Origin of the sequence: Aestuariispira insulae (assembly GCF_003385955.1) — a bacterium.
Lineage (GTDB): Bacteria > Pseudomonadota > Alphaproteobacteria > UBA8366 > Aestuariispiraceae > Aestuariispira > Aestuariispira insulae.
The window spans coordinates 113,649-128,599 of record NZ_QRDW01000002.1; the positions used below are offsets into that span (position 1 = coordinate 113,649).

Sequence of the window (14,951 nt, forward strand, 5' to 3'; positions counted from 1 at the left end):
CCGGTTCGTCTATTGGGCCGTTACCCGTAATTGCGGGGATAGATGCGCCGACTGTTCCTTGCCTGATGTCTGGGAATCCAGGATGCGCAGCTCGCCTACCACCATGGTGGTGAATTCATCCGGCGTGAGGCCGGCAAGCCCCCGCTGGCGCGACAGCTCATCAACCGGATCGCCAGGGCCTTCCGCCGTCAGCGGGAAGGTGCCCCAATGCATGCCGATTGATTTTTTCGCGCCAATATCCCGGTGCAGTTTGACCGCTTCCTCTGGATTGACGTGATAAAGCTTCATGAAAGATCGGGGCGCATAGGCACCGATCGGGATCAGCGCCAGATCAATCCCATCGGCTTTCTCACCGATTTCCTTGAATTGCTTGTCATTGTAACCGGTATCCCCGGCAAACCAGATCTTCTTTTCATCAAAGGTCATCAGCCAACTGGCCCAAAGCGTGGTGCGCCGGTCGAACAATCCTCTGGCCGACCAATGCTGGGACGGCATGGCCTGAAATGTGACATGGTCAAAACCGGCCTGGTCCCACCAATCAAATTCCCGGACACGTTCTCTCGGCACGCCTTCATCGGCGAACCAATCGGCCAGGCCCAGCGGCACCAGATAGACCGGTCTGTCGCCCAGGACTTCCACCGCCTTGTCATCCAGATGGTCATAATGGTTATGGCTGATCACCACATAATCGATTTTCGGCAGCTTTGCGTAATCGATCACATGGGGGACATAGCGTTCCGGCCCGGAAAAGGAAAAGGGTGAGGCCCGGTCGGAAAAGATGGGGTCGGTCAGGATATTGATGCCATTCACCTGGATCAGGAAGGTGGAATGGCCGAGCCAACTGATCTGGGGCGGGGCATCGGGGCCGATATCCAGCTTTTCCGGGGACAGGCGGGTGACAGGCACCTCGCCGGCACGTGCGGCATGATCGGCCCATTTTGTATCGCCAAAGGCGCGCATGGCCAGGAAATGGAAAAAGGTCTTATTGGGATCGGTGATCTCGGTATTGCGAAATCCACCCTCCACATGATGGGCTGGGCCGATGGGTTCAGTGCCAACCGAGCTGCAACCCGATAGCAGTGCCACAAACGCCAATCCGGCCAGACAGGTACCGCGTTTTGCCAAGGTCATCAGGCAACACCCGCCAACTGCCGTTCGCGTTCACCGCGCAGGGAAAAATCACCGCCGTCAAATTCAGCCGCCTTCTCGGAACAAAGGAAGGCAATGGCGCGCCCCGCCCATTCCGCCGGGATATGATCCTCCCATTCCAGCTCACTCACCGGGTTGATACCGGATTTCTTGATTTCACGCTGCATGTCGGTGGCCACGGTTCCGGGGCTCATGCCAACAACCCGGATGCCTTTATCGGCATATTCAAGATGGGACGCCCGGGTTAGGGACAAAACCGCGGCCTTGCTGGCGCAATAAGCGCTCCAGCCTTCCAGAACCTTGGTGGCGGCTCCGGAGCTGACATTGACGATGACACCGGATCCCAGTTTTTCCATGATCGGCAGGGCGGCGCGCATGCCGTGATAAACCCCTTTGACATTAATGTCGATCAGCCGGCCCCAGTCCTCGGGGTCACTGTCGCCCAACCGGTCGATAGGATCGATGACACCAGCATTATTGATCAGGAAATCCAAACGGCCGAATGTATTCACACAGGCATGGACCGCGTCCGAGACCTGGTCGAAATCGGCGACATCACATGCAATGGCATCTGCCTGATGGCCCGCTTCGCGCAGGGTGTCGGCCAGTGCCTGCAGAGCGTCCCCGGATCGGGCCGCCAGCATGACGGAAGCCCCGGCCTGGGCCAGGACAATGGCGGCGGCGGCCCCGATGCCGCGGCTGGCCCCGGTGATCAGCGCGGTTTTGCCGGTAAAATCCTGCATGATGATAGTCTCCCCTGTGTCGAGTATGGCTGATCCCTATTTAGGGATCTTGCGGGGAAGTTGCACGGGGCTATTGGCAAATAATTTCAATATCCTGTGCTTCATAGGCGCGGGATGTTGCTGATGAAGCGGGGGCGGCAATTGATGGCATGCGGCGCGGCCTTCTATTGCCTTGGAGTGCCTGCGATATAGATGGTCTGGGTAAACTCGTTATGCTGTAGGGGGTTATGAAAGGTCACCTCTTCCGCGCGGGCGGTTTCAAACACCTGGGCCAAGCGCTCGGTGAAACCCGGGTCGGCCCGGTCGTTGGACCAAAGGGCAAAGACGCCCTGCGGTTTTAGATGATGAGCCATTTTTGCCAAACCGTCCGGCGTGTAAAAAGGCGCATTGCCGGGATCTAGCAGAAACTCCGGGGAATGGTCGATATCCAACAGGATCGCATCAAACTGTCGCCCCGGCTGGTCCGGGTCATAGCCATCCGTGCCCGCCGAAAGTTTGAAAAAGTCGCCTAGCACAAACCGGCAGCGGTCATCGCCGGTGAGTTCCGGCCCCAGTGGCAAAAGGCCGCTTTCATGCCAGTCGATAACAGCCTCCATGGCATCCACAACCAGCATGGCCCCGACCGTGTCATGATCAAGGGCTGCCTTGGCGGTGTAGCCGAGGCCCAGCCCGCCGACCACGACCTCCAGATTGTCGCCTGCCAGGTCCGCCAGGCCCAGATTGGCAAGGGCAATTTCGGATTCCGTGAACAGGTCGGACATCAAAAACTCGTCACCCAGCTTAATTTCGATGACGTCAACGTCCAGCGACAATTCCCGGCGGCGGCGCAGGCTCAACAGCCCGATGGGGGTATGCCGGTAATCCAGTTCCTTGAAAAGCAGGCTCATCCGGCAATTCCTTGATCCATGAAACAAAAGCGGCTGCAAGGGTGACAGCTGCCGCCCGCCAGATCAACCGTCATCCGCCATAGCGGTAATGGCCGGTGATGCGGTAATCGAACAGCATGTTTTCCAGCATCGGGCCAAAGCCGATATTGTGGATGATCAGGGGGGTGCCGTTTTCTGCATGCTGATCGGAGACGATCCCGATATGGGGCAGGTTGCCGCGATCGCGCAGGTTCCATGTGACAATGTCGCCCGGCCGGTAATCTGAGGCGTGGCGGCTGGGCGTGAGGGCCTGGCCGTGGCGTTCGAAAAAGACCCGCAAATTTGGCACACGGCGATGATCGATATTGGCGTCGGGGCGTTTCAGCCCCCAGAAATTGGGGTAGGCGCTGAAATGCCGGGACATGTCCTCATGGACACGCTCTTGCAGATCAATGCCAAGCGCCCGGTAGGACCGGACCACAACATCGCTGCATACCCCCAGATAATCCGGGACATCGCCATTGGGATAGGCGATTTTGCGATAGGAGCCATCATAAATCACCCGGTGGTCGGTCCGGTCCATGGCGGCTTTCGCCAGGGCGGCGGGAAAGGCATCGTCAGCCTTGGCAGGGGACAAGGCATTGACCAACAGCATCAACAGCGTGACAAAGAAGATATACAGCATGACATAATCTCCCCTCGAAAAAGCAGCGTCAGGCTGATGGTGAGGGTATCGTCAGGCTTTGCCGGCATTGGGGCCGGTTTGGGGCGAAAATAGGGCAGGGAGAATTTGGAATATGACCAACACATTCCGGATGATTGAAATGGGCGACCGCGCGCAGATGCGGGATATGGCGGGCGAGGTCTATGCCTATTTCCGGGGAATCGCCGGGAACGGGGATATTGCGGCAACGGAAAGAGAGCGGGACGATTTTGCCGATCTCAGCCTGGGCGATGATCCGCTTTGTAACTGCCTGCTGGCGCTGAATGGGGATCGGATCGTCGGGTATATGGCCTATTATTATGGGACGTTTGACACCGATCGTGCCTTTTATATTGCCGGGCTTTTCGTCCGGGAGAAGGCCAGGGGACAGGGGCTGGGCCGCCAGTTCATGGATCTGGCATATGGCCTTGCCGAAAAACGTCGGGCGCAGCGCATTGTCTGGCAGGTCTGGGTGGAGAACGACCCGGCCTTGCGTTTTTATGAGGGCCTGGGGGCTGAATACATCCCGGAAGAAAAGCTGATGACGATCCGGCTCTGATACCGGGGTCATATCAATCCCCGTTCCCGCGCCCGGGCCGAGAGATCATCGCGGAAATCCGGATGGGCGATGTTAATCAGCGCACGGGCGCGTTCGCCAAGGGATTTGCCCTTCATATCCACCGCGCCAAATTCGGTCACCACATAATGGGTATCCATCCGGGGATCGGTCACAGTGCTTTCCGCCAGATGGGGCACGATCCTGGAAATCGACCCGCCTTTGGCGGTGGAATGCAGTGCGATGAAGGATTTCCCGCCAGGGCTTTCAAAAGCTCCGCGCACAAAATCCAGCTGGCCGCCGGTGCCGCTAAACTCCCGGCCATTGATGCTTTCCGAATTGACCTGGCCCGAGAGATCCACCTGGATCGCGGCATTCACCGAAATCAGGTTCTTATTCTTGCGGATGACCGCCGGGTTGTTAACCCAGCTCACCGGGTAGCCGGTGATCGACGGATTGTCATCCATGAAATCGAACATCTCGCGGTCGCCCAGTGCCAGGGTGAAGACATGCTTGTGCGGCAACAGGGTCTTGGTCGCGCCATTCATGACACCTTTCTTGATCAGGCGCACCATGGGCGGCGAAAACAGTTCCGAATGCAGGCCCAGATCCTTATGCCCTTCCAGCCGCTCCATCACCGCGTTCGGCACCGCGCCCACCCCCATCTGGATGGTCGCGCCATCGGGGATCTCGGCGGCGATCAGATCGGCGATGGCCAGATCCTCCGCACAGGCCTGACGGTTGCCAATTTCCATCAAGGGCGTGTCATGCTCAATCACATGATCGACGGCGGACACATGCAGCAGGCACTCGCCAAAGGTACGCGGCATCTGGGGATTGACCTCGACAATCACGCGCTTGGCCTTGCGCACCACACTGGCGGAATAATCCGCATTGGTGCCCAGTGAAAAATGCCCGGATTTATCCATCGGCGAGACCGTGATGGCGATACAGTCGGGGGTGATCTGTTCGGAGAGCAAACGCCCGGCCTGGAAAAAGACGCAGGGCACGAACTGGACCCAATCCTGGCCCGCTTTATGGCCCGCCTCCGCCAGCGCCCGGTCGTGGGAGGACATGAACAGCGGATGGGGTTTGATCACCTCCATCAATTCCGGCACCAGCAGGGTTTCCGCCGCCGCCGGAGTGGAATGCATGTAATAAAGCTTCAGCAGGCTCAGATCGCCCGCATGGGCGCGTTTGGCCAGCGCCGCCATGAAGGCGGGCGGCATGGCAACCCCCATGCCAAGGATCAGATTGGACCGGTCGGGCACGCGGGCGGCGGCCTCGTCATGGCTGACCAGTTTTTGTTGGTAAAGGCTTTCCACTTCGGTCATGGTGTCGATCCGTTTGAGACAGGGGCTTGAAACTGACGCTTGAGTCTAACTATTTTGCGCTGCACAAAAATTGAATTTTTAATGACAATGGGGGAGGGGATCAATGCTGGTGATTTTTGATTGCGACGGCGTTCTGGTGAACAGCGAAGCGATCTATATCCAGGCGGAGCTGGACCATCTGGCGGCGGCCGGGCTGAATTTTGACCGGCGCGATTACATGACCGCTTTTACCGGCATGCCGATGGATGCCTGGGAGCGCAAATTGACCGAGCTGGCCATGACACGGTTCCAGGTGGAGCTGGCCAGCGATTTCTTCGACCGGCTGGCCCGCCAGGTGAAAGATCAGATCGAGCGCGATCTGGCCATGGTGCCGGGGGCCAGGGACCATATTGAGGCGCTGGAGCGGCCGGTCTGCGTGGCGTCCAGCACGGGCCTGGAAAAGCTGCATTGGAAACTGAACCATACGGGACTTGCCCCGCTGTTTGGCGAAGGGATCTATTCCGCCGACATGGTGACCCACGGCAAGCCGGAACCGGACCTGTTCCTGCATGCGGCGCGCGAGATGGGCGCGAAGCCGAAGGATTGCATCGTGGTGGAGGATAGCAGCAACGGCGTGCTGGCCGGCAAGGCGGCCGGCATGACCGTGATCGGCTTCACCGGCGGCGCCCATTGCCTGGACGCTCATGACGCAGACCTTATCAAGGCCGGGGCCGACCATGTGGCGGCGGATTACCCGGCGCTGCAGGAGATGTTGGGGTATTTGTGAGAAGAGTTTTTACTTGTATTAGTTCCGATCTAATCTGACACAGGTCAACCCAGTCAGTAAGAGATCACCCTGAATTCTTCTTCGCGATTCCATTGATCACGAATCTCAATAATCCCATCCTCCATTGTCAGGAAAAGCCGCACCAATTCCGGGTCAAAATGCCGCCCGGCCCCTTCTCGGATCGCACTAAATGCTTCTTCTATCGACCATGGTTCCTTATAGGGTCGTTTCATGGTCAGGGCATCAAACACATCCGCGATCGCCACAATCCTAGCGGATTCCGGTATATCTGTTCCAGATAAACCGCCCGGATAGCCGCTGCCATCCCATTTTTCGTGATGACATTGCGCGATCTCAGATGCCAGATAGAAAAGCGGACTGTCGCTTTTTCGGAGGATTTGCGCACCGATCTCCGCATGGCGCTTCATGATCTCCCATTCCTCCCTGTCCAGTTTCCCGGGTTTCTTCAGGACGGAATCCGGAATACCGATTTTACCGGTATCATGGAGGGGGGCTGCCAGTTCCAGGAGGCGGCTGTCCTCCTCGGACCAGCCGGCGGCGGTAGCCAGAGCCTTGGCATAGGCCGCCATCCGCCAGATATGGACACCTGTGTCCGTGTCGTTATAGTGCCCGGCCTCTCCCAGCATTTCGATGGCTGTTTCCAAAAGGCGCTGATGCTGGTCCACCTGCTGATGTACTGATTTTCGCAAGCTGATATTCATGCGTGGCAGCTTCAACTGGGTCTGCACCCTTGCCATCACCAGGGCAGGACTGACCGGTTTGGCGATGTAATCCACCGCCCCAACCATGAACCCTTCTGCCTCGTCGGAAATATCCGACATCGCGGTTACAAAAATGACGGCAATATCCAGGGGCCGGCAATCTTTCTTTAATGCCGTGCAAACCTCATATCCGTTCATTCCGGGCATCATGATGTCCAACAAGGCTATATCAGGCGCATGTTCCTGAGCCAGTTCAATAGCTCGTATACCCTCTTTGGCAAAAAACAGTTCGAAATCCTCTTCCAGAATACCCTTCAGCAAGGCGAGATTGGCTGGTTCATCATCCACCAATAGTATTTTGCCTAACTTCATGGCAATCCTCCTCAATGTTCGCCCCGTTTTGGCCTGCCAGATCGAATATCAGGGCCGCCGCTTTCTCAAATTCGAACTCATCCACATATTCGGCCAGGGCCCGCCGGTCCTTCAGGCAACCCGCGTGTTCCAATATTGACAACACCTCTTTCAAGGATTGTCCGTTCACTTGGCCTGAAGATAACTCATTGGAAAGGTTGAGCAGTTTCTCCTTTTCCCGAGCGAGCTCCGCATAGGTAGGCATAGTATTGGTCGGGACTTCGGGCACCGGCTTGATCGAGTTTTCAAGCAGTTCAATGGACTTCAGAACCTGTTCAAGGGATATTGTCAGTTCCGCCGAGGCCTGACGAATAGCGCCAGGCAGGATTTCTTTGTTTTTCAGTAAATCCTCATATTGCTCAAACTGGTCCCAAAGCTTATCAAGCGCCAGATTGCCAGCAAGGCCTTTTAGCGCATGTGCCTTGGCCAACGCCTCACCCCGGTCCCCGCCAATCGCTGCACTCAGCAGGCCGAAGCCCGACAGGGCATGGTTGTTTTTAAATCCGACAAGTGCCTTTAAATAAGCTGCCCTGTTGCGCCACCTCTTGAGGCCCACAGCCACATCGGCAACCCCATCCAGCAGGGCCCAGTTGTGGTCATCGGATATCTCCAATGTCCTGCCTATTGTCTTGCGTGTCCGCCCCTTGCTTTCTTCGACCAGTTCCTCCATCAGGGATGAAACTCGTTCAAAATCCACCGGTTTTGCCGCGACAACATCCATCCCGGCCTCAAGGCACAGGCTCCTTTCCTCCTCCATCACCGAGGCGGTCAAGGCGATGACAGGTGTTCTCGGCAGATTGTTGTCATCCTCGTAGGAGCGGATTTCCCGGGTGGCTTGCATGCCATCCATGACCGGCATCTGCACATCCATTAAAATCACGTCCGGCTTCTGTTCGACATAAGCCCTGATGGCCAATTGTCCATTCTCGGCGGTCAGGACGCGATGCCCTTCCTCATTCAGATTCAAAATGCATAGATCCAAGTTTTCCTGGATATCGTCCACAACCAAAACCAGGAATTCCCGTCCAGGCTGATTGGCGGCGGGCGCCGGGGCAAGCCCTGCATCCTGCCTTAGACAGACCTCACAAGTCGCATCGTCAAAACTGATGGTGAAGAAAAAGGAACTGCCGATGCCCGGCTGACTTTCCAGCCAGATACTGCCCCCCATCAGTTCCACAAGCTCCTTGCTGATTGCGGTTCCAAGACCCGTACCGTTGTAATGCCTGGTGGATGCGTCATCGACCTGCGAAAAACTATCGAATATGGTCGCCTGCTTATCCGTTGGAATGCCAATTCCGGTATCGCGCACCTCAAAAGAGATCAGGTTCATAATCTCTGTTCCGCCCGCGTAGACGGAAATGCCGCCCGTTTCCGTGAATTTGATGGCATTGCCGATCAGATTGTTCAGGACTTGGCGAATACGGTCGGCATCCCCGACAAAGCAGCTTGGCAGATTGGCCGCCATTTCATATTGCAGGGTCAGGCCTTTTTGCTGTGCGGCATATTCAAATCCCTGCATGACCTCTTCCAGTAGGGTCGGCAGGTGTAGACGGAAATGCCGCCCGTTTCCGTGAATTTGATGGCATTGCCGATCAGATTGTTCAGGACTTGGCGAATACGGTCGGCATCCCCGACAAAGCAGCTTGGCAGATTGGCCGCCATTTCATATTGCAGGGTCAGGCCTTTTTGCTGTGCGGCATATTCAAATCCCTGCATGACCTCTTCCAGTAGGGTCGGCAGGTGGAAACATTCCCGGATCAGTTTCCATTGCCCGCTTTCAAGCTTGCTGTAGTCGAGTATGTCATTGATGACGGTCAGAAGATTGCGCGCGGACTGGTTGGCCGTTTTCAAATGCTTGACGACTGTTTCCGGCAAGCCCTCGGATCGTAGGGACACGTCCAGGAATCCAAGCACTGAGTTCATCGGTGTGCGTATTTCGTGGCTCATATTGGCAAGGAAGCGTGATTTTGCCAGGGCCGCATCCTCAGCCCGTTTTTTTGCCGCTTCCAGATCCGCAGTTTTTTCGCGAACCATGTTTTCAAGATTATCACGGTGATTGCGCAGCTGTTTTTCCCGGTCTATTACCTTGTCGGCCATATCTCCCAATGTTGCAGTCAGTGAAGAGATTTCATCCTTTCGTTCATCTACCAGGATTTCGACTTCTCGGCCGACCGAGACTTCCTCAGCCAATGTTGCCAATCTGCTCAGCCGGAGAAGCATCAATTTGCTCAGGTAAAAATAAAGAAACAGAACCAGCACAACCAACACTGCAAGAATTGTTCCTCCAAGAATCCGGACCGTCTTGGTTTCAATTCTTGTGAGCGCTTCCCGATCCAGCGCCAAGCTCATTCTGGCGAGCGGTGCCGCCGCACTTCCGATCAGGACCTCCAAGGGTTCTTGCTCGGGGGAACTGCCGACTTCGCTCATCATCGGATAAAGTATGATGCCCTGGGGATTTTGAACGACGACCCTGCTCCAGTTTTCCCGTTCCTTTTCAATCTGCGCTAAAGTCTCCTGGATTTTGGCCAGATCCATGGCGATCACATCCGGCTCCAGCGCCAAGGCAAGGATCCTGAGGAAAGATTTTTCCTGTTCCAGTTGCCCCTCAACACGTTTGGTCACATAAAGTGGGGACACCACAGTTTCCCATAACAGAGCAATCAGGACTGTTACGATACAGATTGGAACCAGGATTTTACTGCGCAGCCCTCTGATCATGAGCGGACAAAATAATTTTCGAGGGACAGGGTTTCCAATGTCTTCAGGTCACCTAAACCTGCAGTGCCATTTTTCTTCATTGGAATTTTGGAAAGCATATTCTGACCCGCCGGTGTTTTTCCCAGCTCCAAAAGGTGACTTTGTATCTTCTGCCTGACTTCCGCGTTCAGTCGCGGGTGCGCAATAACGGGATGTGGGGGAACCGCAACGGTCGTATGGATAATCGTCAAGGCGTTTCGAACGGATTCCGGCTGCGCTTCAAAGGTTTTTTTCACCCCGCCCCCTGCCGCAACAAAGCCGCTCATTACATTAAGATAAACCGAACTGTGGCTCTTGACGTATCTTGGCTCAATCTCAATGGAAAACGTGCGGTCAAATTCCGCCCGCGGTATCAAGGCAGCCCCGAGCGCGTTTGGTGCGGGAAATGCAACTTTGCGGCCGTTGAGTTCCTTGATGGATCGAATCCCGCTATCTTTGCGGACAACAATAATCCCGGAAAGGGATCTACCAATATCCCTGACTACCGGCAGATATCCGTTTTCGCGATGCGCGACCAGGGCATGGTATGGGTTCGCGTAGGCCAAATCATAATGGCCTGCCGCCAGCTTCTTCTCAAAATCCGGGATATCCTTAGCATTTTGCAGCGTGACTAAAACACCGCTCTCTTGAGATAGGCTTTCTGCAATAGGAGCCCATATCTGCTGGATTTTCCGGGCGTCAAACTGGGGGACAACCCCAAGAATCAGTGTTTCGGATTTTGCTGTATTTCCGGAAATGGCTAACGCAAAGAGACAGCTGATCGTTCCCAAACGCTTTATTAATGACATGGCATACTCCCACGGCCACCACCGCCCGGACCGCCCTTGGTCCACCATCCCATGCCTGAATTAAAATGCTTATTGCTCCCCAATTCATCAATTGAGTTCCTCTATATTAGCAACCAATAATTAACAAAAATTTAGAGATACTCACTTTTTTGTAAACGCAATGTAACATCAGGTAACCGAGCCATTTACATTCGTTCTTGGTGCCCTAGAACTTTCCAAAATTGACGTCGCAATCCCCAACATTTTCTGGATGTCTCACTAGTTTGAGATTTTTCATTTATAAATCAGTATCTTAAGATGCTAAGTCTCAAGGCCTGCTCTTTGCTATTCTTTCAATAGCGCCCTGTTGGCGGCCGCAGACCCTAAATGGCACCATTTCATCGACAGCCTTTCTTCGGCCAGGGTTGCGGACATGGATGATGGCGGCATGGGGAGCCTGCTGTTTGATCCCGATTGCCCGGAAGAGCGGCGTCTCGGTGAGCAGATCAGCGAAGGTGTTTTTTTCGACATCGACGGGGTCGAGGTCTCGGTGGCGCTGAATGTGGACAACCTTGGCGCGCTGTATGAGTTGGATGTTTGGAAAGTCACCTTCGAAAAGACAATCCAGTTGCCGGATGACATTCGTGAATTCAAGGTGACTGGCCCCGTTCGCTAGCCCTGCGCGGCCTTCTTATCCTTCAATTCCTGTTTCAGGGCCTGGGCCATTTCCTCCACTTCCGGGCTGAGCGGCGGGGAGGAGAGATCGACGCCGCGTTTCAAACGCCGGATCACCGCTTTCAGGATGGCTATCCTGGCATATTTCTTCTGTTCGGAAGAGATTAATATCCAGGGAGCCTTGCGGGTCGAGGTCTCCTTGAGCATCTGTTCGATGGCGGCCTCATAGTCCGCGCGCTTGGCCCGGTTGCGGAAATCCTCGGTCGAGAGCTTCCAGCGTTTGACCGGGTCATCCATGCGCGAAACAAAGCGCTTCGCCTGTTCCTTTTCCGAGACATGCAGGAAAAACTTCATCACCGTGATGCCGTCATCGGCCAGCATGCGCTCAAATTCGTTGATTTCGCGGTAGGCGCGTTTCCATTCCGACGGCTGGGCCAGGCCCTCAACCCGCTCGACCATCACGCGCCCGTACCAGGACCGGTCGAAAATGGCGGTGGCGCCCGCTTCCGGCAGGCGGCGCCAGAAACGGTAGAGATAATGGTTGTCCTTTTCATGGGGCAGGGGCGCGGCAATGGGCCAAACCCGGCACATTCGGGGGTCAAGGTGATGGACAAGCCGCTTGATCGCGCCGCCCTTGCCTGCGGCATCCCAGCCTTCAAACACGATCACTGTGCGCAGCCCGGCCCGGAACCTGGCCTGCTGGACCACCATCAATTCGCCCTGCAGCCGGCGCAATTCGCCCAGATAGTCGTCGCCGTTATAGAGCTGTTTCAAATTGACAGTTTCCAGCATCGGTTTCTTGGCCATCGGATTTTCCCTGTTGATATTCTTGGCGACAGCAGTTTGATCTGTTGCCGGCTGCAAGGCAAATTATAGAGCGGCATGAAAGGGGTGGCATTGATGGAAATCAGGAAGACCGGCATTGGGGACCTGAAGCGGCTGCAGGATCTGCTGGGACGGGCGGTACTGAATAATATCCGCTGGTGTGAAGCGGTTTGCCGAGCCCATGGCACAGGCGCTGATATGGAAGCGGGCTGGTGGCGGTTGCGTGGATCACCGCCGCCTTTTTATCCTCATGCCATCAGCCTGAAGAAGGATATTTCGGTGCCGCTGGATCTGCCGCCCGGTGCAGCGGTCAAGGACAGTTATGACCAATTGGCGTTTGATCCGGCCCAATGGACCCGCCTTTTCGGCGCGCAATGGTATGGCTGTGAATGGGGGCCGCTGCAGGCAGATGCCGGTGAGGTCATCCGGGCAGATGGACCGGAGGGGCTGGCGGTCTGGCTGTCGGCTTGGGGCGGCACACCGGAGGGGCAGGTGATCTTTCGTGATGAATTGCTGCGTAACCCAGCCGTCCGGTTCCTGATGACGGCGGATGGTCTGGCCGGTCTGGCGGCCTATCGCGAAGGGGAAGAAGGTGCGCGCCTGGTCGGGATTTCCAATCTTTTTGGGGTGATAGAGGGGATTGCCGCCTGCCTGAATGCCCTGGCGAGGCCGGGAGATCAATTGGTCGGTTATGGTGATGCGGAGGAATTGGCCCTTTTGGAACCATACGGTTTCCGCGCATTAGGGCCTTTGTCGGTCTGGCTGCGCAAGGCAGGCTGACCGGCAGATCAAAAAAGGACGGGGAGGTTATCCCCGTCCAGGTCTGCCGGTGTTATTCTTGTATCCGTCAGGCGGCCAGATCCATGCCGGCTTCATCTGTTTTGCCGGTCAGGCTGTCGAGCAGCATATCCATGTCGGTTGGGGCATTGCTTTCTTCCTGGATATCAAGCAGGGCGCGCATCATCTCGCCGCGCATGGCCATGCGTTCCTGATGCGACAGTTCACCATCGCCATCCAGGTCTGCCTGATCTTCAAACCCTTTGCGGAAGCCCAGACGTTCTTCGCGACTGATCTCGCCATCCTGGTCGGTATCCAGGCTATAGAGGATCTGTGCCTGGATATCGGTGCGCGCCGCCGAGATATCTTCCGGCGTTAATTTGCCGTCTTCATCCTGGTCCAGCTTGGAAAACAGCTGGGTCATGACCGCGTCCTTATCATCGGCTCCGGCGGTCAGGCGGGCTTCCAAAGGCGTGCCTTTGATCCCTTCCATAAACTCGGCCTCGGTCAGGAAGCCATCCCGGTTGGCATCCATAGCCTCCAGCGCTTTCAGGGAAAGCGGGGCGGAATGGTAGGCCTGGGTCTGTTGGTCGGTCTCACGCATCAACTGGGCAAAAGATGACCCGTTGCCGCTGACATTCTTCCTGTCATATCCGGCACGGCCATAATCGCCGATCCCTTGCCCCATCAGGCGGTTTACAAGGGATTGCATGTTATTTTCATTCAGCATCCTCAGGTCTCCTTACAAGAAAAGAGCGGTTGAAAATGCGTTCTCGGTGGGATTTTTTTGCCGTTCTGGCGCCCGGAATTGAGTTGCTGGCTATAGAGAAGCAAGTCCCATACCAGTTTTCTGGGAGCCGGTTTAAGGAAGTTCAGAAAACTTCCAAATTGGCCATGTTGAGGAAGGTATGGCCGGTGAAGACCCGGGAGGGCACCGGTTCACCCTGGCGGATGCGGTTGGCCAGCATGACACTTTGATACCCCATTTGATAGGGATCCTGGATCACGGCACCAAACAGGGCCTCATTTTTGATGGCGGCCCTGATTTTCGGGCTGTCATCGAACCCCACATGGATCGGCCGGTCCTGGGTGAGAATGCTCAGCGCCTCGATCACGCCTTCTGTTGTGGATTCGTTGGAGGTGAAAACGCCGTTGATTGGCGGGCCTTCATATTGTCCAAACAGCTCCTGCGCGCGCCAGAGCGCCTCTTCATGGGTGGTGCCCAGATAGGCCTCGATCTGAATGGGCCGCCCTTTTTCAATCATGAAATCGCGAAAACCATTCTCCCTGGCATCGGTAGAGGTCACGCCTTTCTGCAGTCCCAATAGCGCGATAACGGCATCCGGGGGCAAAATGGCATCCAATTCCCGTGCGGCATCACGCCCGGCCTGGTAATTATTGGTCATCACCAGGCTGGTGATGCGGGATTGGCCAAAGGCCGGACGGTCAACATAGATGGTCGGCACATTATCTCGGTCCCAGTTGTTGACCAGGGCGTTGATGCTGCGGTCAACCGGCGCGATGACAAAGGCGTTGCAGCCATATTTGCGGATCGAGAGCATTAGTTTGATCTGCTGGGCGGTCTCGCCTTCCTGGCGCGGGGCGCGGAAAACCAGTTTCTGGCCCAGCTCCCGTGCGGCTTCCTGCCCTCCCTCAACCAGGCTGTGCCAGAAATTATGGTGCCATCCGGCGGTGATCAGACCGATGCATTTGGCCTGGGCCGAAGACAGCGTCCAGGTGGCAAAAAACAGGCTCAATCCCGCGAGAAAAAATCGGTTCATTATCCTTCTCCGTCAGGCGGCAATGCTAGTATTCTTCAGCAGGCTATCAACAGAGAATTGATAATTAACTAATATGCAATTGGCTTGCGAAACGACCGGGCGCCGCGTTGACGGCCGGG

16 protein-coding genes are annotated in these 14,951 nt (G+C 56.0%); 4 read left to right on the top strand and 12 right to left on the bottom strand.

Features of this window, described 5'->3' with window-relative positions:
• Positions 1–9: 9 nt before the first annotated feature.
• From DFP90_RS06510 to DFP90_RS06525, 4 genes are all read right to left on the bottom strand, one after another.
• Positions 10–1,131 carry an MBL fold metallo-hydrolase gene (locus DFP90_RS06510; protein WP_115935649.1) on the bottom strand — a complete coding sequence of 374 codons (1,122 nt, stop codon included), beginning with the start codon at positions 1,129–1,131 and terminating at the stop codon, positions 10–12.
• Positions 1,131–1,892 (bottom strand): SDR family oxidoreductase, encoded by a 762-nt coding sequence (locus tag DFP90_RS06515; protein ID WP_115935650.1) that lies wholly within the window; start codon positions 1,890–1,892, stop codon positions 1,131–1,133. Before DFP90_RS06515 ends, DFP90_RS06510 begins: the two co-directional genes overlap by 1 nt.
• A 164-nt stretch (positions 1,893–2,056) precedes the next feature.
• Positions 2,057–2,779 (bottom strand): polyamine aminopropyltransferase, encoded by a 723-nt coding sequence (locus DFP90_RS06520; RefSeq protein WP_115935651.1) that lies wholly within the window; start codon positions 2,777–2,779, stop codon positions 2,057–2,059.
• 70 nt (positions 2,780–2,849) lie between these two features.
• Entirely contained in the window at positions 2,850–3,443 is a 594-nt protein-coding gene (locus DFP90_RS06525) for a DUF1287 domain-containing protein (protein WP_115935652.1), read from the bottom strand.
• A gap of 112 nt (positions 3,444–3,555) precedes the next feature.
• Between DFP90_RS06525 and DFP90_RS06530 the strand changes: the two genes are divergently transcribed.
• Positions 3,556–4,020: a GNAT family N-acetyltransferase gene (locus DFP90_RS06530; protein WP_115935653.1), complete on the top strand. Its 465-nt coding sequence runs from the start codon at positions 3,556–3,558 to the stop codon at positions 4,018–4,020.
• Between the two features lie 8 nt (positions 4,021–4,028).
• On the opposite strand, the gene DFP90_RS06535 is transcribed toward DFP90_RS06530, so the two are convergent.
• Positions 4,029–5,351, bottom strand: a complete 1,323-nt coding sequence (locus DFP90_RS06535) for an acetyl-CoA hydrolase/transferase family protein (protein WP_115935654.1) — start codon at positions 5,349–5,351, stop codon at positions 4,029–4,031.
• 103 nt (positions 5,352–5,454) lie between these two features.
• Here DFP90_RS06535 and DFP90_RS06540 point away from each other — a divergent pair, with 103 nt between their 5' ends.
• Positions 5,455–6,117 carry an HAD family hydrolase gene (locus tag DFP90_RS06540; RefSeq protein ID WP_115935655.1) on the top strand — a complete coding sequence of 221 codons (663 nt, stop codon included), beginning with the start codon at positions 5,455–5,457 and terminating at the stop codon, positions 6,115–6,117.
• A gap of 53 nt (positions 6,118–6,170) precedes the next feature.
• On the opposite strand, the gene DFP90_RS06545 is transcribed toward DFP90_RS06540, so the two are convergent.
• The 4 genes from DFP90_RS06545 to DFP90_RS06560 form a co-directional block, all read right to left on the bottom strand.
• Positions 6,171–7,211: an HD-GYP domain-containing protein gene (locus DFP90_RS06545; protein WP_115935656.1), complete on the bottom strand. Its 1,041-nt coding sequence runs from the start codon at positions 7,209–7,211 to the stop codon at positions 6,171–6,173.
• Entirely contained in the window at positions 7,180–8,769 is a 1,590-nt protein-coding gene (locus DFP90_RS06550) for an ATP-binding protein (protein WP_115935657.1), read from the bottom strand. The genes DFP90_RS06545 and DFP90_RS06550 overlap by 32 nt, the downstream gene beginning before the upstream one ends.
• Positions 8,730–9,887, bottom strand: coding sequence for a histidine kinase dimerization/phospho-acceptor domain-containing protein (locus tag DFP90_RS06555; protein ID WP_181905222.1), 1,158 nt, complete (start codon positions 9,885–9,887; stop codon positions 8,730–8,732). Before DFP90_RS06555 ends, DFP90_RS06550 begins: the two co-directional genes overlap by 40 nt.
• Before the next feature lie 77 nt (positions 9,888–9,964).
• Positions 9,965–10,795 (bottom strand): phosphate/phosphite/phosphonate ABC transporter substrate-binding protein, encoded by an 831-nt coding sequence (locus tag DFP90_RS06560; RefSeq protein ID WP_181905223.1) that lies wholly within the window; start codon positions 10,793–10,795, stop codon positions 9,965–9,967.
• A gap of 346 nt (positions 10,796–11,141) precedes the next feature.
• Here DFP90_RS06560 and DFP90_RS06565 point away from each other — a divergent pair, with 346 nt between their 5' ends.
• A complete protein-coding gene (locus DFP90_RS06565; RefSeq protein WP_425452149.1) occupies positions 11,142–11,450 on the top strand; it encodes a DUF6984 family protein in 309 nt (102 codons plus the stop codon).
• On the opposite strand, the gene DFP90_RS06570 is transcribed toward DFP90_RS06565, so the two are convergent.
• Positions 11,447–12,256: a polyphosphate kinase 2 family protein gene (locus DFP90_RS06570; RefSeq protein WP_115935661.1), complete on the bottom strand. Its 810-nt coding sequence runs from the start codon at positions 12,254–12,256 to the stop codon at positions 11,447–11,449. The genes DFP90_RS06565 and DFP90_RS06570 overlap by 4 nt on opposite strands.
• Before the next feature lie 93 nt (positions 12,257–12,349).
• On the opposite strand from DFP90_RS06570, the gene DFP90_RS06575 reads away from it, so the two are divergent.
• Positions 12,350–13,054, top strand: coding sequence for a hypothetical protein (locus tag DFP90_RS06575; RefSeq protein WP_147300955.1), 705 nt, complete (start codon positions 12,350–12,352; stop codon positions 13,052–13,054).
• Between the two features lie 67 nt (positions 13,055–13,121).
• Here DFP90_RS06575 and DFP90_RS06580 read toward each other — a convergent pair whose 3' ends face one another.
• Positions 13,122–13,781, bottom strand: coding sequence for an EF-hand domain-containing protein (locus tag DFP90_RS06580; RefSeq protein ID WP_115935663.1), 660 nt, complete (start codon positions 13,779–13,781; stop codon positions 13,122–13,124).
• Between the two features lie 142 nt (positions 13,782–13,923).
• Entirely contained in the window at positions 13,924–14,832 is a 909-nt protein-coding gene (locus DFP90_RS06585; protein ID WP_115935664.1) for a substrate-binding domain-containing protein, read from the bottom strand.
• Positions 14,833–14,951: the final 119 nt, after the last annotated feature.